Raw genomic sequence first — 17277 nt, 5'->3', positions numbered from 1 at the left:
ATTAAATGAATATAAGTTATGTATAGAATTATTAATTGTACTCATGATAATAATGAATATTAATGACTTGCAAAATGAGCATAAAAAAATATCATATAAGAATATTTGTGAAAGAAAACTATTTAATAGGTAGTAAAATGAATTTAAAAAAAAGGCACATTATATTACCATTAACACTGTTACTTACAAACTGCATCATTGTTTCTGCGCGAGCGGAACTGTCATTAGGTACCGGGATTATTGCATTAAATACTCCCTATAAAGACTATGACATGCAAACCACCCCGTTTCCTGTCATTAATTACAAAGGCGACAATTTCTGGATAAATGGACTGGGGGCGGGTTACTATCTCTTCAATGATGCCACAGATAAATTGTCGATTATTGGTTATTATGATCCTACACAATTTAAGCATGACGATAGCGATAGCCGGGAAATGCGGCGTTTACTAACACGTAAAGGAACAATGATGGCCGGGCTTTCATATGTTCACAAAACGCGTTATGGATCGTTAAGAGCTGCCTTAGCTGGCGATGTACTCGATAACAGCGATGGGATGGTAGTCGACATGGCTTGGTTGTACCGCTATGAAAATGGAGCATTCACAATTACCCCTGCAATAGGTTTCAAATGGAACAGTGATAATCAGAATGATTATTATTATGGAGTGTCAAAATACGAATCAAAACGTAGTGGAATTAACTCGTATACTCCAGATGCAAGTATCAATCCTTATGCTGAATTATCAGTCAGTTATGAGTTTTTATCCAACTGGAATATATATGGTGTAGGTCGCTGGACACGTTTAAGTGATGAAATAACTGATAGTCCAATGGTGGAAGATTCTTGGGATAGTATATTGTCTATGGGCATTACATATACCTTTTGAGTATTTTTTAGCAAGCGACTTACGAGTATACTGTTTAAGATGTTCTGCACCCTTTATCATACTCATGATAAAGGGTGCATAAACCCTCCATTACCAATGATGTAAATGATACTTACATTTAGTTTTAAGAAAATATGCTGATAATAATTAATAAAATGTTATGCTTCATAACATAAATTTTCTAGTGCAAAGGGAATCATATGTTGCAAAATAATTTTTCAAAAGTAATCAGGAGTGATATCAACTTATTAGTTACTTTATATTTTTTATTGGAAAACAGGCAAGTGAGTAGAACTGCAAAACAACTATATATAGGTCAGTCTGCAGTTAGCCATCAGCTAAATCGTTTGCGTGAAATGTTTGATGATCAATTATTAGTTCGAACCGCAGCAGGGATGATGCTAACTCCCTTTGCTGAACAAATCTATCCGACACTTGGAAATGTTGTTGCTGACCTTGAGGTATTGCTAAAAAAGAAGAATAAAAATTTACATCCACATCCAATAAAGGATATCTATAGAATATGTGTGCCTGAAGATACTTATATTGAGGATGTATCTGTACTATTTTATGATTTTGCTCATGATGAAAATATTCGTGATAATGTAACCTTCGAAGTTTTTAATAGATATGATTCTTGCATTTCAGATTTAAATGAGGGGAAAATTGACTTTTTCTTTGGTTCCAGCGACAATTTATCAGGAGCTATATGCTCCAGTAAATTAATAGAAACAGAATTTTGCCTGGCAGTTAGAGCAGATCACCCTCTGGCAAATAAAACAGTTCAACTTGCAGATATAGTTAAATATCCTTGGATAGATATTCTTTTTCGAGAAAAAGCCAATTCTTATGCGAATGAACATTGGGGAGAGGCAATTAATAACATGAGGTGTGTATTAAAAACATCTTCAGCGAATGCGGCAATTACGTTGCTAAGTCATTCTGATGCAATATGTTCATTATCTGATGATATTATTAATAAGCGTGGGCTTGCCCAAGTAAAAACTAAGAATAAAATAAAAATCACAAATTATCTTTACTGGCATAAAATTATGGGTGATGACATTTTTCATCGTTATATTCGTGAGGGGTTAATTAGTAGGTATGTTTCTGAAAATATCAACGCAAGAAAATAAATAGCACACAGAACTTACCAACGATTTCTCTATTACTTCTTTGGTAGCTTCAGGCGCTACCAAAGAAGTAATTAATGCTATTGATGAAGTAAATTTATAATATTTAACTATGATGGTGGGTGTTTCACTGAGTGCAAGTGTGATAATACGAAGCATGGTTGTTGGTGGTATTTTTGTAATGAGTTGCTAATTCTCTTGATGAGATGAACAGGAGAAGTATAATATGATGGGAAATATGAGGTTATTATTAACGAATGATAATTCTCCAGCAGCCATAGGGGTTTGTAACATCTTAGAGAATCTACCGTCGCGTAGCATTTTGTCTAATAAACATATTTTTGTTATGACGGGTGGGCTTCCTTATACTGAAAAACAACATAAAATTATTACACAAGTCATCACAGATCCTTCCATGATAGTAATCATTATTGAGCTTAGATCTAGAGCATTATCAAACTATCATCTGCACCTTCAGCGTGATTATGTCTATTATTTGGATGGAACAATTAGTCTTCAGGCGATCACCAGTCATCTTAAAAACATTTTGAATAGTGTTGCGGATGAAGTAAAAAATAACTTTGGGACACTGCCGGAACAATCTATTGTCGATAGAGTTACCATTGCCGAAAAAGCGTCCATTGTGGGAATGCTTTCTAATCAAAGTTGCAAATTATATGCTGAAACATATGGGCTCAGTATAAGGTCGGTCAGCGAGGACAGGCGGAACGTGATTGTAAAATTTGGTACATGTAGTCCAGCATTATTACATGCCCAACTCTGTGTGGATAGTGCCCTCGAAAATAATATTGTAAAGGCTACATTTAATGAGAAGGGTACTGCCAGTTCAATATACTATGCAAGGATATTGCAAGATCTAATTACTCTTGAAGGCATCAAAGTTCTTCGCGATCTTTAATAAAAAAAGTATATCTAAAACTATCAAAAACTGTTGTAAGTATCCCGCATAATCGTGCCATTCACATTTAGAGATCCTCCGGCATAATCGCACTTGAGATGATGCCAGAGCATAGGGTGGCAGTTTCACAAACTGGTACAACGTTGAACATAAACCATAAACATAGTGTGATAAAATATATCACGCCAGAAGAACGCCATCAAAGTCTGGACGAGAAAATACTGGCAGCCAGAAAATCGGTCTGTTGATTAGCCTGGGCGCTCATCCTGAACATTAGAGTAAGCAACTACGTCACTGGGACTACATATCAGAAGTTTATTTGAACCCTGAAAAAGAAACGTCATAACGTAATTTTATTGCATTAAGCGACAATTTCTATGACAAACGCCGTTGCTCACCGATCTCCTTCATGGTAATACGCAGTTATGCTGCTTTGACGTTAAATTAAAGAACAGTAAATTTAGCGCCGATTCAAATCTCCATTTAAACTGGCGCACATACCAGCCATCACTACTTCACGGTCCACGCCTCGCTGTACTCCTTTTCCTGGAACAATTCCGCCAGCCCGCTGATTTGCTTTAGTCTCAGCACTTCGTCAGCATCCATGCCTAACTCTTCAGAAATTCGAGCATCACCCCAGCCCAGTTTATACAGGTCCTGTACAATCGCACTCATTGCGGCTATATGATGTTTTCCTCTGGCACGATTATGACGGATGGTTGCTGCAATGCGATCGGCCGGTTTCAGGTTTCGTTCCGTTACCAGCGTAACAGGGAGATAACCATTCAGTTTTTTCCGCAGCACAGGTTTAGATTTGCCCAGAGAATAACGATGGAAGCCATCAATGATGGCATAGCCTTTAGCACACGCTGTCACAACAACAGGCTGGGTATACCCATCGGTTTCAAGGGACCGCTGAAGCAGTTTTTTTTCCGGGGGAGCCATGACATTTGGATTATAATCATTGGGATGTAGTGCCGTTGACTGAATCCAGAGTACACAGTCAACCGGTTCACCTGAAAACGGACTATGTTGATGTAGTGCTTTTTTAAAGGTGTTAAGCACTTCAATTTTTTGCTTCTCGTCAATTATATTTTCGAAAAAAGTATCAACTTCAGCCAGTAAATCTTTTAAAGACATCATTATATTATTCCCCATTGCTGACGCTTTTGTTTCATTCGCTCAAGGTAACGCTTGTAATGTCGGGGGGCGTTGGGGCTGAAAGAAAGTCGCTGGCACCAGAAATCATTTCTTATTAGTGTCTTGCATATTCTTCGCCAGGACGGAATATCTTTACAACCCAGGTCCTTTTCTTGCTCGTCAGGAATGCCGTGCGGCCAGTCGTGCTCCAGATACCACTTGAGATAAATCGCCAGCTTGTTCCGGTAATGTTCTGCTGTGTGTTCGGGCATGCTTTCCAGTAAAAAATAGGCATAACTTTCCCAGGTGTGATGTTCTGGTTTGGTGATGCTTTTATGTAGTGCAAAAAATTCCCCGCTCTGACTTCCGTAACAGGCTCCACTGTTCGCGCCAGCTACCCGGTAACACATCCGCTCCCAGGTATCAGGTTCCAGAACATGGTAAAGCCAGAGGCCTCGTCTTTGTTCAGGTCCAAAAGGTTCACACACGCGCATACTTCCAAGAGGAACTCCTGCCTGGTACATTAAATCATACAGTGAGTTATATGCTTTGTTCTCTTTGGCACAGTACGTCCATATATCACTGGCTTTCCAGTCATAAAGGGGATAGGCAGTATAATACGTACCTTCAACTGATGCTGTTGTCCACGGTTTGTCATCGGCGTAGCGCAATTTCGAGTGCGAGCTGATGGCCATCATTCGGTGCAGTGATTCATCAGCCCGTATACCCACGAGTATAATCTGGGAATAATCGCCATTCTTTTTTGTCAGCCAGCGGGAGAATGCGGGGATGAATTCCTCGAATGTCATTGCATGTTTGTAAAAGGAGAAAAAAGACTCATCCGTGATAGCACCATGTGGTGGTTTTCGAACCCACTGAGCGCCCGGTGCCCAGGCCACCCATTCGGGCTCATGCTGGGATACTCCACTGACAGTCGTCATGGGGAGTGCCACCCAGTAGAAATTATCAATAACATCAGCGTACAGATGTTTCATCTTTTCGATATGCTCAATAGTCAGAGAAAATTGCGCTTCCCAATCGATGAACAGTACCGATATTTTCCTTTTTTGTCTTCTTGCAGACTCAGCGACAAGATGCAGGAGTACTGTCGAATCTTTGCCCCCAGAAAAAGAAACACAGATATGCCTGAATGTATCAAATGTCCATGAGATGCGTTTGCGGGCAGCGGAAAGAACAGTGATTCCTTTGAAACTTTTGTTCACAAATAAACACCTGGCATTTTTGAAGATTTTAATAAAATAAATTATTACTTTTCTTATTTCAATGTTATTTGTATTCATAGAGAGCATGAATATAAATAACATTACTTCATGTCGGAGTGTGGTAGAATTACCGAGGATATAAGATTTTATTTTGTGAGTTACTCATTGTTTTATATTGATGATAACTGATTCTCTGTACGAAGAAAAAAATTATATCATTATGATGAGAATGCTATAAATAATATTTTTATTATCATGCGATATTTATTGATACTTAACTCAGTACGTGTATTGAATATTTATTCTATCTTTAATGGGTTGAATAATAATAATTAATTAACAATCTAAGATTATATCCGGTTATGCGATTAAATTTAGTGTCTTTTTTACTCTTTATTTTTGCATCTTCAGCGTCGAATATTGCGGGGGAAACTAGCGTTATCAAATTCGAGGGTAATGTCGTTGTGGATACCCGCAGCCTGGCCTCGGCGTCAAAAAAATCAGTCTGTTCCTCTGGGTGATGTATCCGCAAATGCATTTACAGGCACCGGCACCACAACCAGGGACACGGCATTCTCTATCGTACTGGACGACTGTGACATAACAATTGCAAAGACGTCGACAATTTGGAAGAACTTCCTCTTTCAGGAATAAATCATGCGTGTCTCATTTTTTACTAAAAAGTGGGTGGTATCAGTATTACTGGCCGGGTTGTTCCCGGCAATGGCCTATGCAGGCGGCGGTATCGTGCTGGGCGGAACCTGTATTATCTATCCTGCCGGTCAAAAAGAAGCCAGCATTTCGGTGCGTAACACGTCGGACACGTCCCGCTTTTTGGTGCAGTCCCGGGCAGAAGACCGCAACGGTAAAAAGGCTGCCGATTTTATCATCACTCCACCGCTTTATGTCAGCAATCCGGGGAGTGAGAACACCCTGCGTCTGATGAATGCCGGTCCCGCTCTACCGTCTGACCGTGAAACCCTCTTTATATCTCTCGGTCAAAGCCATTCCGGCTGTTGACAAATCCGGGACTGCAGGGAAAAACGTTCTGATGCTGTCGGCCGCCACCCGTATAAAGCTGTATGTCCGTCCGGCTGGTCTGAAACCGTCCCCGAAAGAAGCTGTGTCAAAACTGACCTTCAGCCGTAATGGCAGGCAGATCACCATCACTTATCCTGTTGCCAATGCCTGCAGATAGCATTGCCACTGCTTTTTGCTGGTGAAAATCTGTATCGACGGAGCCTCAAACGATTTCTGTTATGTGGCAATGCTCACACATAAATATCACAGATGGCGATAGTTTGGAGATGCAGAAGAGAGCTATCTGCGATGTGTTTAACGTATCCCGGGATGTTTAATGTTTCCAGAGTATCGAGAGTTAATTACACGTTTAAAAACACAGCACCCACGTTTTCAGTCACTGTTTGAGAAGCACAACGCGCTTGATCATGAAATAGCACGACTGGAAGGTGAAGATGGACACGGGTATGGACAGGAGGTGGCAAAGCTGAAAAAAGAAAAGCTACAAACTAAAGATGCAATGTATCAGATACTCCTCGAAGTGAGTTCAAAATCCTGATAGCGAAATTTCTACTATCCTGAGGCCCCGCAATCGCGGGGTTTTTTTGATACTGAAGCGAAAATAAGATGGATTTTTTTCATTCGATTCAACTCTGACAGTTGAAGAAAAAAACGGAGGGAAATTTTTTGACTGGGGGCCTGACAGGCTCAGGAAAGAGATTGAATTTTAAAGATAAAAATTATTATAATAAATGGCAATCATTATCATTTGATGGTGAATTAATCCTGGTGACCAGTTACCGATGCTGCTACTCGACCTTTCCATTCCTCATACTGAACCCTGTTTTAAAAAGTACTCCAGGCTGACAGCTCTGCCACGAAGAGTAGCGGTAAATGAAAGAAGAGGTGGCTGTGTTGAAAAGCCTGGAGACAATCACACGGAGCAGCGATGGCTGGCCGGAGGGCAGGAATTAACCGTTCCACGACGCCTGTCATTCTGGAAATGCCTGGACACTATCAATGATGTGTTTACACGCCTTTTTCTTTATATCTTTCTGAGGATAACCGTGATGTGATTTAAGTGCCTGCCGGGCTCGAGAGTGATCTTACCAGCGCGTCCCGTTTTCTTATGTGTCAAAGAGTTAAATAAACTGAAACTGTAATTATTAAGAAATATAAAAGTTTGATTAAACAGTATATTCATAAAGAATTTTAAACTAAAACCACCGTTAACAGGTGGTTTTAGTTAGGTTTTTATTTAATATTTGCGGCTTCCATTGTTTGCTTGAGCGCGTCAAGTCCTTGTTTACATGTCATTTCCTGACTTTCTGCTGGCAGGTTTTTAATCTGTGTAAAAGACTGTTCGAATTGCTGTGACAACATATCTATCTGAGTTTGCTGAGTACCCATTTCTTTCATTTTAATTAAGTATGAATCCATCTGCTTTTTATAAGATTCGCATGATTCTGAAGTGGCAGCAAGGGCACTGTTTACAAATAATAAACTCAGGGAGAGGATGATGATTTTTTTCACTGATTATTTCCTTGTTGATAAGAGTAAATCTGCAACATGTATGGGATAACGTTAGTTTGTCACCCAGAATCCAGTCTGGGTAATACTTATATGCCAAATAAATAGCAAAAAAAATATGATATGCCGCAAATTAATATTCTGTTCAAAGGTGATCAGATGAGCAGGAAAACTCCTGGTATTATTGATTTTTCATTAATCCGATATTTGAAAATTGTAAGCCGCGGTGTTTGGCGCTGCAGTACCATATTGGGCCCGGATAGCTGGACACCCTGGCGGCATTCTGCACCATGTAGCTCTCGACATTAACAAGACCTGCTGCCCATGAACTCCCGTGCTGACACTTCAATGGCATTAACATATAGCAGAGATAACCATCATTTGAATTAGTCTGATTTTTATTGACCCTCTGTCAAATCTCGTCCCAGGTCGCTACGGTATCGTTATATTTCCTTCCTGAGAATTCAGTCATGGTTTTTGTTAACGAGAAATTACTCCCCGAAGGCCGCGCCTGCAATGACTTTGGGCGTGAGCAAGTCGCTTTCCACAATCACTCACGCCTGGAAAAACTACTTCCACCGCTGCGGCTACTCCATGGTGAAGCATGCTTCAAGAGAAAATCTGATTCTGGCGCTGCCTTATATGAAATTAAAGAGAAATACAATGTTATTGAGATAAAATGATGATGGCAAGTAATAATGAAGATATTAAAGATGGTATTAAATTCAAAAAATACAATTTTTTTGATAAGCGATTTGATTGTTTTTTTGCAACTGCAATCTATTCGCAAGTAATCGGTTCAATTATTAATGAATTTTGCGATTCAATAATTTTAAAAACAATAGTTATCCCTCTGTTTTTAGTGGCTATATTTTCTGTTCTATATTCTTTCTATCTTAATAACTATCTTGAGCCAATAAGAAGGAAAATTCAAAATGTATCAAAAGGAGAGGTTGTTGCGGCAATGTTTGATAATGTTGAATTTTATCTAATCACTTTTTCATTAATTGTGTATGACATTAAATCTATGTTTGACATTATTTTCTTATTCTTAAAAGGCTAATGGAGGAATATCGCCATGCTAATAGCGGGATATACAGGAAAACAGCGCTGAAACCGGTTAACGTGTTTAGAAAAAGAATGGAAAAAAACATGAAGAATAATTACCCAGCCGTTTTTGAAACGGGTGATATCGTTTTTACCTGTATCGGAGCGTCCTTGTTCCGTGAAGTGTCGACCGCCTCGCGGTGCTGGTGCAACCATGTCGGGATCATCACCGGATATCATGGTGATGATTATCAGGTGGCTGAAAGCCGTATTCCCCTCTCCGGCGTCACTACTCTGTCGGCATTCATTCAGCGTTCTGCCGGACAACGTTATGCCGTGCGTCGTCTGCAGGGAGGGCTGACCGTGGAACAAAAGCTGGCAGTGATGCAGCAGGTCCCCACACGTCTGCATAAACTGTACCATACGGGGTTTGACTACGAGTGTTCCCGGCAATTTTGTTCAAAGTTCGTGTTTGATATTTACAGAGATGCGTTGGGTGTTCAGGTTGGCAGCGTGGAGACCTTTGGCCAGTTACTGAAAAATAACCCGGGAGCCGATCTGCTGTTCTGGCGGTTCTGGTTCCTGGGCGCCATTCCGTGGGACAGAAAAACGGTCACACCCGCCAGTTTATGGCAGCATCCGGGGCTTGAGGGGATTTATGACAGTCCCAGATAGTCGCTTTCTGTTCGGGCGTGTAGTAAATGAGCGTTCTTCGTTTTATTGCAACGTCCCCCTTTGATTAAGGATAGCGTTGCATAGACCCGTTGAAATCACTGCTCTCAGCGGACGTTCGTATAATTGTTGGCCGACGTGGAATGGCAGCAGCGCTTTTGATGGGACGTCGCATTCATCAGCCTGTTTCCGAGCAGAGTAACGTCATTATCTTACATCTGATTTTGCAGAAGAATCATGATTTCCTCATTTATATGGTCCAACAAGGCATACCGTCTCCGGTATTCCGCGCGTTTTTTACTGGCAAGCTCATTAAATGACTTACGCTCTACAGAAATTGGCAACTTATACCACTTACCGTATGGACGACCAGCAACTGATTCCCAAAAATCACTGTACAGGGCAACAAAGTATTTACGTTTCTTATACCGGTATCGCCATTGCCTGAAAACATGGCTCTGTTCACTGACTGCTAAAATATCAGTGATTTCACAGCAACGCATCAATGAACAAAGTGCCTCAAAAACGATCCGCTTAGGGAATAGTCCATAGCAGGCTTTAGTAGCGTCCCGAATAATGTCTGGACCAATATTTTTTGGCGCCCCCTGCAAACCGCCAATAAATGCACAATGTCCTTTTTTTGACGGGATAACCGAGAAGGACAATCGGGCCACCGGGATGTTGTTAAAACTAAGAGACAACATCAGTTCGCCTTCACGATCAAAACCGCCTGAAGAACAGTGAATATTAAAATCCTCACCATTTTTTCCGGTGAATTGAACCAATAGCACATCTTTGTCTGGTAATAAAAACGCCTGTTGTTTCATTGGTAAACTTTGGACAAAACGGTAGTGTCCGACAATGTTTTTCCTTCGATTTCGTGCCAACCCTCCTTTATACAAATAGGGACGATGAATTTTTGCTGGTAACGTAGGTTGCATCTCCAGAATCTTATCAATTGATTTAAGAGAAAGTAATTCTTGATAATATCGAACACTGGAGGCTGGACTTATCATAGAGCGTAAAAGATACATGAGTCGAAATTTTTTGTTCTTCCATTTGCCATGTAACGGGTCACGTGCCAATAAAGTTTTGTTAAAAAAGCTTAGGTATGATGTATTTTTCATAAGTATTTATCATTAAGCCAGGATGTATAAATTCATTTACGTGCAAGGTGTAAATGCTGGAGTCTCTACACTGTTTTGTTAATGCGAAAAATTACTGTTAAATGAATTCATGTCTGACATGCCAGTTTTATTGATAATCATTAGGGTGCTCTCTCGTTAGCCTGTCCTGATAAAACAATTTTTCATTCTACAGAGAAGAACATATATATTTGTTAAACAAAATGTGTTTTACAAACATATCGCTGTTCATTGAGTAAACTGGTGAGTTGAGTTGTCAACAACATAGCGAAGTAAATCATGTGCTTCAGCGAACATGGGGGGAATGCACGATTTTGAACGACAGGACAAATTTCCGAACGATGACGGCTAACTTAATTGGATGTAATCCCGCGAAATATGCCGATTTTCGTAGATTAAGTTCAAATTGAATATCTTAAATGGGGGGGGCGTCATTCCTGACTTCTTTCCGGATATAATGCCCTGTATATTTTTGGTAACTTTTTGTGCTGAAAGGCGTTCGCTTTGTATGTTTATGAAACTGGTCAGCAAAAAAAATACCAGGGGAGACCTGATTCGTTGGCGTTTTATATAATCTCGATAAATGACGGGGTAATCTTGAGTAAACAAACTCGAGTTGTTTACTCATTCATATCTGAGCGCGTGTTCCAGTAAAACGAAAATGCATACTGAGTTATACACTCAGCATGTACATTACCGTAAAGTGCCTTCCGGATGATTCCTTTTAGCTCCTGGAGGATAACGTCGGTAATGATAGTAAAGACTCTCAAATATACATAGCAATAATCCAAACCATACTGCTGAAAAACACAATAACTCGGGGTAATTAATAACCTCTCTAAATATAAGTATGGCAATGAGAAATTGCAGTGATGGCTCTATATACTGTGCAAGACCTGTCACAATAAGGGATGTATGATTTAACGCTACCGCAAATAACACTAACGGGATGACTGTAACGGGAGCGGTTAATATATAAAGAAAGACAGGGATATCAGATGATGTTGTTATACTAGAGTCAGTATATATAAAAATGATAATAGCGACAGGCAGAGCCCAGAATGTTTCAAGTGTGATTGACGTTATTGCATCGTAATGGATAAATTTACGCGCCAGTCCGTACAATGCAAAAGAAAACCCCATGATTAGCGCCAGTGAAGGGAAACTGTTCGCGGAAATAATCTGATAGGCAAGACCACATACCCCGGATATTACCGCTATAAGCTGAAATAATGATAGTTTTTCTTTAAGGAAAATACAGCCAAGGGAAATGACAATAAGTGGATTGATAAAATATCCCAGACTGGCATCAAGTACTTTATGATTTGTTAGTGCATAAATAAAAGCTGACCACGAAATTACCATTAACAAACCTGCTATCATGCAGGATATGAAGGATGTTTTATCTTTCAGTAAATCGCGAAAAAACGTTCTCTTACGAAATAACAGTCTTATTGGCAGTAATAGAGGTATAGACCAGAAAACTCTGTACATCAAAATCTCAGCAAGGGCTCCGCCGGACAGATATTGATAAAACAATGGGATCAGGCCCCATAATATAAATGCCAGAACAACAACTGCGGGTCCATTTCGCAGAAACTTTACCATTTATGTGTATCCTTGCTTGCCATACCGACATGTCCTTCTGAAGAGCATTTTTAGCCCTTCATTCTGGCTCGTACCTGCTCTTAAGAGCAAAGTTTTCTGTTACAGAACTCAATCTCATTTACAGTCAGGTTGATATAAAAAATAAGGTCAATTTTATCATAGTCGTATCGGTAAATGATGATAAAAATCAATGGGAAGACTTCCGATTTGTATCGCGGACTGATGGAGGACATTTCTGAGCAGCCACAGGTAATGCGGCCATTCTCGCTGACCCAACAGCTTGCTGATATCTCAGCACTAATCGGGAGTATTGGCGGGCCAACTGTGCAGGACTGGGCAATGGGTGATGGCTTCTGTTGCCCGCGATAAGTGGAGCAGAAACCTTGAGTGGGACGATATCCCCGCCATCAGCGAAGAGAACATTATCAGTACCTTTAAGCCGTTGCATTGCAGCAAAGATAAAATAAAAATCCTATGTTAATTAATAATATGCACTCGTAATATGGCGGTGAGGCGGGGATTGACTCGCTTAGCTCGCCCTGCGGGCAGCCTGCTCGCTGCACTCGCAGTCTGTCCAACTGGCTGCGCCAGTAGTCGAACCCCGGTCCGGGCTTCTCATCCCCGCCATGCTGTGCATTATGCGAAAAAAAAAGCCCGTACTTGCGTACGAGCTCTTCTTTAAATATGGCGGTGAGGCGGGGATTCGAACCCCGGATACGTTGCCGTATACACACTTTCCAGGCGTGCTCCTTCAGCCACTCGGACACCTCACCATATTGTTGTTCCTGTGCTACCGGAACGGGCGCTAATTTAGGGAAATACCGCTGCGGCGTCAATCAACTTTTTGAAAAAAACGTGCATTTACACAAACTTCAATCAATATGGAGCTTAAATAAGCGGGAATTGTTTTTTTTGCCAGCATCCTAAAATTTGCTACTCTGATGTTCCCTCTAAAAATGATGATTATAAGTGCGAGAAAGCTCCGCATAACAATGTTCAGGAGACAATATGGATATAATTTTCTATCACCCAACATTCGATACGAACTGGTGGCTTAAGGCGCTGATAAAGGCCATTCCTGGAGCGAACGTTCGGCAGTGGAAAGCGGGTGATAATGCCCATGCAGACTATGCGCTGGTCTGGCATCCTCCGGTTGAAATGCTCGCCGGACGAAAATTAAAAGCTGTATTTGCGCTGGGCGCGGGCGTCGATTCTATCCTCAGTAAACTCAACACTCATCCGGAAATGCTGGATGCCTCAATCCCGCTTTTCCGTCTGGAAGATACGGGTATGGGCCTGCAAATGCAGGAATATGCGGTCAGTCAGGTACTGCACTGGTTTCGTCGCTTTGATGATTACCAGGCATTAAAAAACCAGGCGAAATGGCAACCTTTGCCAGAATATACCCGCGATGAGTTTACCGTCGGGATCATGGGTGCCGGTGTTTTAGGGGCGAAAGTTGCAGAAAGTCTGCAAACATGGGGCTTCCCGCTGCGCTGCTGGAGTCGTACGCGTAAATCCTGGTCTGGTGTGGAAAGCTTTGCCGGTACTGAAGAGTTAGGCGCGTTTCTGAGTCAGACACGCGTGCTTATCAACCTTCTACCCAATACGGCAGAAACCGTGGGCATCATTAACGCGGAGTTACTCAACCAATTGCAGGATGGCGCTTACGTGCTGAACCTGGCGCGTGGCGTTCATCTCAATGAAGACGATCTCCTGGCATCGCTGGACAGTGGCAAGGTGAAAGGTGCCATGCTGGATGTCTATAGCCGTGAACCGCTGCCGGAAACCAGCCCTCTTTGGAAACATCCACGTGTGGCCATGACACCGCATATTGCTGCCGTAACACGTCCGGCAGAGGCGGTGGACTATATCTCCCGCACGATTTTGGATCTTGAGAGCGGGAAATCTGTTACGGGTCAGGTCGATCGCGTGCGAGGCTACTAAAGCCAAGCCAGTCGATGCCGGGTTTCAGCTAAATACCCGTCATACTTCAAGCTGCATGTGCGTTGGCTGCGGTTGTTCACCCGAATAACTTACTTCAGTAAGCTCATCGGGTATCACCCCCTTGCCGCCAGCCTGTAACTCGAATTATTTAGGGTATTATTGGCGACGATACCTGCTATCCTTGACGGAAAATGACTACAGGAGAGAGTTATGTATCCCGTTGACCTGCATATGCATACCGTCGCCAGCACCCACGCTTACAGCACCTTAAGTGATTACATCGCTGAAGCCCGTCGCAAAGGCATCAAGTTGTTTGCCATTACCGATCATGGACCGGATATGGCGGATGCGCCTCATCACTGGCACTTTATTAATATGCGCATTTGGCCACGTGTTGTAGATGGCGTAGGGATCCTGCGCGGCATTGAGGCGAATATTAAGAATATTGAAGGTGAAATTGACTGTTCAGGTCCTATGTTTACCTCTCTGGATCTGATCATTGCGGGTTTCCATGAGCCGGTTTTTGCACCTCACGATAAAGACACGAATACCAAGGCGATGATAGCCACGATGGCCAGCGGCAATGTGCATATCATCAGCCATCCGGGGAATCCAAAGTATCCCGTTGATATAACAGCAATTGCACAGGCTGCAGCAAAATATCAGGTCGCGCTGGAAATCAATAACTCCTCGTTTTTACATTCGCGTAAGGGTAGTGAGGATAATTGTCGCGCGGTTGCTGCGGCAGTACGGGATGCCGGCGGCTGGGTAGCGTTAGGATCGGATTCACACACTGCTTTCACGTTGGGAGAATTTGGCGAATGCCGTAAAATTCTCGATGATGTGAATTTCCCGGAAGACAGAATTTTAAACGTCACACCCAAACGCCTGTTGGCGTTTCTGGAATCGCGAGGCATGGAGCCGATCGCGGAATTTGCTGAACTGTAATTGTTACTAACTGGAATATATCAATGAACGAGTTTTCTATCCTGTGCCGTGTACTGGGCTCGCTGTTTTACCGCCAACCGCAGGACCCTTTACTGGTTCCCCTGTTTACCCTGATTAGTGAAGGTAAACTGTCCGCCAGCTGGCCGCTGGAACAGGATGAACTGTTGGCCCGTCTGCAAAAGAGCTGCGATATGTCTCAGCTGGCTGCGGATTACAATGCGCTGTTTGTCGGTGACGAGTGTGCGGTGTCGCCTTATCGTAGCGCCTGGGTAGAAGGGGCGAAAGAATCCGATGTTCGCGCATTTCTTTCTGCTCGCGGAATGCCGCTGGCAGATACGCCGGCAGATCACATTGGTACGTTGTTGCTGGCGGCATCCTGGCTTGAAGACCAGTCTGCGGAAGATGAAAGCGAAGCGCTTGAAACGTTGTTTGTAGAATACCTGCTGCCCTGGTGTGGTACGTTCCTTGGCAAAGTTGAAGCGCACGCCAGCACGCCGTTCTGGCGTACGATGGCGCCATTAACGCGCGATGCGATTAGTGCAATGTGGGACGAATTGCAGGAAGATACGGACGAATAAATGTGATTTAGATCACTTTAAACTGCAACACAAATTAGGCTCTTGCATAATTTGTGTGCACGATCTCATTCCTATGCCGTTTTTCTGCTAAGATACGCGGCATGAACATACTTCTCTCAATTGCAATCACAACGGGCATCCTCTCCGGGATCTGGGGATGGGTGGCTGTTTCTCTTGGCTTACTCAGTTGGGCTGGCTTTATGGGCTGCACGGCCTATTTCGCCTGTCCGCAGGGTGGACTGAAAGGGCTGTGGATCTCGGCGTGTACGCTGCTAAGCGGTGTGGTGTGGGCGTTGGTGATTATTAACGGTAGCGCGCTCGCCCCGCATATGGACATCATTGGTTATGTCATGACGGGAATTGTCGCGTTTCTGATGTGTATTCAGGCAAAGCAATGGTTGCTTTCATTTGTGCCAGGCACGTTTATTGGCGCATGCGCGACGTTTGCAGGGCAGGGGGACTGGCATCTGGTCGTGCCATCTCTGGCGCTGGGTCTGGTATTCGGCTATGCGATGAAAAACAGCGGATTGTGGCTGGCGTCTCGTCGTGAGAATCGAATATCGTCGACGCTGACCAGTAAATAAAAAAAGCGTGAGGGTATGCCTCACGCTTTTTGTACCTTCCCGACCACTCAGGATTCCGGAGGTACCGACATATGGCGGTATTTTACCAGAATGTCATTATCAACTTGTTTCTTATCCTGCAAATCCCACAACCCGCGATCAATCCCGTCATTAATCAGGAAGATAACGCCGGTTTCAATCGCTGACATCAGGCAAAGCATAACCGGTTCGTTAGAGGTGTAGCCAATTTCACCTTCCAACAAACGCTGGTAGTCAATAAAGCGGAATACCCCAGCCTGGACTTCATAAGACAGGATGGTTTTGCTGGTATTCACCGATGAGAGGATTTCACCGGTACTGACGTTAACCACGCGCAGGTTTACCGCTATCTGGTCGAGTTGATATTGCGTATCGGCACCAATACCGAAATAGCGTGCCCCAACGCCACCCGACTTAACGTTGCTTTCGTATCCAATAATGGACCCTTCCACCATGATGTTAGCCGCGGTTAATGACTGCAGTGGTATCCGGTTATTCACGGCAACGGTACCGTTTTCCTGCGCCGCACGAATAATTTTTCGTTCATTCAATAAGTTCTGTAACCCCTGACGTTCCAGCGGTATGAACCAACGAGAATCTTTCAATGCGGTGACGAGCATCGCCGTGGCGCTTTGCGGGACGGCGGTTGAGAAGTTACTTGCCGGATAAGGTTTGAACTGGCCAGTCTCATCCTGAATATTGTATACCGACACAAAAATCTTACCTGTAGGCATGGGCAGATGTGTCAAGTCTTTATAGCTTTGAGCCCGGGGCATTAATGTCGGCTTTGCGGCTTCTTTCGGCGGGGCTGTTAAACATCCGCTGAGTAAAATTACTGCCACCATGATAAGTAAGCGCTGCATGATTTTTTCCTT

At 42.8% G+C, this 17277-nt stretch carries 20 protein-coding genes, 1 tRNA gene and 1 other RNA gene; 14 read left to right on the top strand and 8 right to left on the bottom strand.

The features are described 5' to 3' along the window. Window positions 1–137: 137 nt before the first annotated feature. From OGX99_RS22570 to OGX99_RS22560, 3 genes are all read left to right on the top strand, one after another. Window positions 138–890 (top strand): MipA/OmpV family protein, encoded by a 753-nt coding sequence (locus OGX99_RS22570; protein WP_502873437.1) that lies wholly within the window; start codon window positions 138–140, stop codon window positions 888–890. A 200-nt stretch (window positions 891–1090) separates the two neighbouring features. Continuing rightward, complete coding sequence (locus tag OGX99_RS22565; RefSeq protein WP_210904927.1) at window positions 1091–2026, top strand: LysR family transcriptional regulator; 936 nt, start codon at window positions 1091–1093, stop codon at window positions 2024–2026. A gap of 223 nt (window positions 2027–2249) precedes the next feature. Next, window positions 2250–2942, top strand: a complete 693-nt coding sequence (locus OGX99_RS22560) for a hypothetical protein (RefSeq protein ID WP_252838128.1) — start codon at window positions 2250–2252, stop codon at window positions 2940–2942. A gap of 510 nt (window positions 2943–3452) precedes the next feature. Here OGX99_RS22560 and OGX99_RS22555 read toward each other — a convergent pair. Together OGX99_RS22555 and OGX99_RS22550 are read right to left on the bottom strand one after the other, a co-directional pair. Then, window positions 3453–4082: an IbrB-like domain-containing protein gene (locus OGX99_RS22555; RefSeq protein ID WP_151225212.1), complete on the bottom strand. Its 630-nt coding sequence runs from the start codon at window positions 4080–4082 to the stop codon at window positions 3453–3455. A 2-nt stretch (window positions 4083–4084) separates the two neighbouring features. After that, window positions 4085–5383: a phosphoadenosine phosphosulfate reductase gene (locus OGX99_RS22550; protein ID WP_151218803.1), complete on the bottom strand. Its 1299-nt coding sequence runs from the start codon at window positions 5381–5383 to the stop codon at window positions 4085–4087. 579 nt (window positions 5384–5962) lie between these two features. Between OGX99_RS22550 and OGX99_RS22545 the strand changes: the two genes are divergently transcribed. From OGX99_RS22545 to OGX99_RS22540, 3 genes are all read left to right on the top strand, one after another. Next, window positions 5963–6325: a fimbria/pilus periplasmic chaperone gene (locus OGX99_RS22545; RefSeq protein WP_286545125.1), complete on the top strand. Its 363-nt coding sequence runs from the start codon at window positions 5963–5965 to the stop codon at window positions 6323–6325. Then, a complete protein-coding gene (locus OGX99_RS23825; RefSeq protein WP_151218805.1) occupies window positions 6252–6503 on the top strand; it encodes a fimbria/pilus periplasmic chaperone in 252 nt (83 codons plus the stop codon). The genes OGX99_RS22545 and OGX99_RS23825 overlap by 74 nt, the downstream gene beginning before the upstream one ends. A 159-nt stretch (window positions 6504–6662) precedes the next feature. After that, window positions 6663–6884, top strand: coding sequence for an HP1242/YdcH family protein (locus OGX99_RS22540; protein ID WP_151218806.1), 222 nt, complete (start codon window positions 6663–6665; stop codon window positions 6882–6884). 695 nt (window positions 6885–7579) lie between these two features. Here the strand turns inward: OGX99_RS22540 and OGX99_RS22535 are convergent. Beyond that, on the bottom strand, window positions 7580–7858 hold the full coding sequence (locus OGX99_RS22535; protein ID WP_151218808.1) for a DUF5339 domain-containing protein: 279 nt from the start codon (window positions 7856–7858) through the stop codon (window positions 7580–7582). Window positions 7859–8325: 467 nt separating this feature from the next. Between OGX99_RS22535 and OGX99_RS22530 the strand changes: the two genes are divergently transcribed. From OGX99_RS22530 to OGX99_RS22520, 3 genes are all read left to right on the top strand, one after another. After that, a complete protein-coding gene (locus OGX99_RS22530; protein WP_286545123.1) occupies window positions 8326–8538 on the top strand; it encodes a hypothetical protein in 213 nt (70 codons plus the stop codon). Continuing rightward, on the top strand, window positions 8535–8918 hold the full coding sequence (locus tag OGX99_RS22525) for a hypothetical protein (protein ID WP_286545121.1): 384 nt from the start codon (window positions 8535–8537) through the stop codon (window positions 8916–8918). The genes OGX99_RS22530 and OGX99_RS22525 overlap by 4 nt, the downstream gene beginning before the upstream one ends. A gap of 89 nt (window positions 8919–9007) precedes the next feature. After that, window positions 9008–9577: a YebB family permuted papain-like enzyme gene (locus OGX99_RS22520; protein ID WP_151225218.1), complete on the top strand. Its 570-nt coding sequence runs from the start codon at window positions 9008–9010 to the stop codon at window positions 9575–9577. Window positions 9578–9786: 209 nt separating this feature from the next. Here the strand turns inward: OGX99_RS22520 and OGX99_RS22515 are convergent, their stop codons facing one another. Then, window positions 9787–10701, bottom strand: a complete 915-nt coding sequence (locus tag OGX99_RS22515) for a VirK/YbjX family protein (RefSeq protein WP_286545118.1) — start codon at window positions 10699–10701, stop codon at window positions 9787–9789. Between the two features lie 711 nt (window positions 10702–11412). Next, window positions 11413–12327, bottom strand: a complete 915-nt coding sequence (rarD, locus tag OGX99_RS22510) for an EamA family transporter RarD (RefSeq protein WP_187259664.1) — start codon at window positions 12325–12327, stop codon at window positions 11413–11415. A 346-nt stretch (window positions 12328–12673) separates the two neighbouring features. Between rarD and OGX99_RS23950 the strand changes: the two genes are divergently transcribed. Continuing rightward, entirely contained in the window at window positions 12674–12808 is a 135-nt protein-coding gene (locus OGX99_RS23950; RefSeq protein WP_373276863.1) for a DUF4942 domain-containing protein, read from the top strand. A 22-nt stretch (window positions 12809–12830) separates the two neighbouring features. On the opposite strand, the gene OGX99_RS22505 is transcribed toward OGX99_RS23950, so the two are convergent. Both OGX99_RS22505 and OGX99_RS22500 read right to left on the bottom strand, forming a co-directional pair. Then, window positions 12831–12967, bottom strand: a non-coding RNA gene (locus OGX99_RS22505) — RtT sRNA. Window positions 12968–13012: 45 nt separating this feature from the next. Then, window positions 13013–13100 (bottom strand) — tRNA-Ser (locus OGX99_RS22500). 235 nt (window positions 13101–13335) lie between these two features. On the opposite strand from OGX99_RS22500, the gene ghrA reads away from it, so the two are divergent. The 4 genes from ghrA to OGX99_RS22480 all read left to right on the top strand — a co-directional run bounded on the left by ghrA (window position 13336) and on the right by OGX99_RS22480 (window position 16384). After that, on the top strand, window positions 13336–14274 hold the full coding sequence (gene ghrA / locus OGX99_RS22495) for a glyoxylate/hydroxypyruvate reductase GhrA (protein WP_151219654.1): 939 nt from the start codon (window positions 13336–13338) through the stop codon (window positions 14272–14274). Between the two features lie 210 nt (window positions 14275–14484). Continuing rightward, a complete protein-coding gene (locus tag OGX99_RS22490; protein ID WP_151219655.1) occupies window positions 14485–15222 on the top strand; it encodes a phosphatase in 738 nt (245 codons plus the stop codon). A gap of 23 nt (window positions 15223–15245) precedes the next feature. After that, a complete protein-coding gene (locus OGX99_RS22485) occupies window positions 15246–15800 on the top strand; it encodes a TorD/DmsD family molecular chaperone (protein WP_151219656.1) in 555 nt (184 codons plus the stop codon). 101 nt (window positions 15801–15901) lie between these two features. Continuing rightward, a complete protein-coding gene (locus OGX99_RS22480; RefSeq protein ID WP_286545115.1) occupies window positions 15902–16384 on the top strand; it encodes a DUF1097 domain-containing protein in 483 nt (160 codons plus the stop codon). Between the two features lie 47 nt (window positions 16385–16431). Here OGX99_RS22480 and csgG read toward each other — a convergent pair whose 3' ends face one another. Then, window positions 16432–17265, bottom strand: a complete 834-nt coding sequence (gene csgG, locus OGX99_RS22475; RefSeq protein ID WP_151219658.1) for a curli production assembly/transport protein CsgG — start codon at window positions 17263–17265, stop codon at window positions 16432–16434. Window positions 17266–17277 lie beyond the last annotated feature (12 nt).

The organism is Citrobacter sp. Cu096, assembly GCF_030332285.1.
GTDB lineage: Bacteria > Pseudomonadota > Gammaproteobacteria > Enterobacterales > Enterobacteriaceae > Citrobacter > Citrobacter meridianamericanus.
The sequence above is the reverse complement of the archived record's forward strand: the minus strand, read 5'-3'. Positions and strand labels throughout refer to the sequence as shown.

Excerpts from the sequence above, each read along its gene's own strand:
- csgG (WP_151219658.1), bottom strand. The coding sequence starts at position 17,265 with ATGCAGCGCTTACTTATCATGGTGGCAGTAATTTTACTCAGCGGATGT.
- ghrA (WP_151219654.1), top strand. The coding sequence starts at position 13,336 with ATGGATATAATTTTCTATCACCCAACATTCGATACGAACTGGTGGCTT.
- OGX99_RS22525 (WP_286545121.1), top strand. The coding sequence starts at position 8,535 with ATGATGATGGCAAGTAATAATGAAGATATTAAAGATGGTATTAAATTC.
- OGX99_RS23950 (WP_373276863.1), top strand. The coding sequence starts at position 12,674 with ATGGCTTCTGTTGCCCGCGATAAGTGGAGCAGAAACCTTGAGTGGGAC.
- OGX99_RS22515 (WP_286545118.1), bottom strand. The coding sequence starts at position 10,701 with ATGAAAAATACATCATACCTAAGCTTTTTTAACAAAACTTTATTGGCA.
- OGX99_RS22520 (WP_151225218.1), top strand. The coding sequence starts at position 9,008 with ATGAAGAATAATTACCCAGCCGTTTTTGAAACGGGTGATATCGTTTTT.
- OGX99_RS22550 (WP_151218803.1), bottom strand. The coding sequence starts at position 5,383 with ATGAATACAAATAACATTGAAATAAGAAAAGTAATAATTTATTTTATT.
- OGX99_RS23825 (WP_151218805.1), top strand. The coding sequence starts at position 6,252 with ATGCCGGTCCCGCTCTACCGTCTGACCGTGAAACCCTCTTTATATCTC.
- OGX99_RS22540 (WP_151218806.1), top strand. The coding sequence starts at position 6,663 with ATGTTTCCAGAGTATCGAGAGTTAATTACACGTTTAAAAACACAGCAC.
- OGX99_RS22480 (WP_286545115.1), top strand. The coding sequence starts at position 15,902 with ATGAACATACTTCTCTCAATTGCAATCACAACGGGCATCCTCTCCGGG.
- OGX99_RS22560 (WP_252838128.1), top strand. The coding sequence starts at position 2,250 with ATGATGGGAAATATGAGGTTATTATTAACGAATGATAATTCTCCAGCA.
- OGX99_RS22565 (WP_210904927.1), top strand. The coding sequence starts at position 1,091 with ATGTTGCAAAATAATTTTTCAAAAGTAATCAGGAGTGATATCAACTTA.
- OGX99_RS22485 (WP_151219656.1), top strand. The coding sequence starts at position 15,246 with ATGAACGAGTTTTCTATCCTGTGCCGTGTACTGGGCTCGCTGTTTTAC.
- OGX99_RS22530 (WP_286545123.1), top strand. The coding sequence starts at position 8,326 with ATGGTTTTTGTTAACGAGAAATTACTCCCCGAAGGCCGCGCCTGCAAT.
- OGX99_RS22490 (WP_151219655.1), top strand. The coding sequence starts at position 14,485 with ATGTATCCCGTTGACCTGCATATGCATACCGTCGCCAGCACCCACGCT.
- OGX99_RS22545 (WP_286545125.1), top strand. The coding sequence starts at position 5,963 with ATGCGTGTCTCATTTTTTACTAAAAAGTGGGTGGTATCAGTATTACTG.
- rarD (WP_187259664.1), bottom strand. The coding sequence starts at position 12,327 with ATGGTAAAGTTTCTGCGAAATGGACCCGCAGTTGTTGTTCTGGCATTT.
- OGX99_RS22570 (WP_502873437.1), top strand. The coding sequence starts at position 138 with ATGAATTTAAAAAAAAGGCACATTATATTACCATTAACACTGTTACTT.
- OGX99_RS22555 (WP_151225212.1), bottom strand. The coding sequence starts at position 4,082 with ATGTCTTTAAAAGATTTACTGGCTGAAGTTGATACTTTTTTCGAAAAT.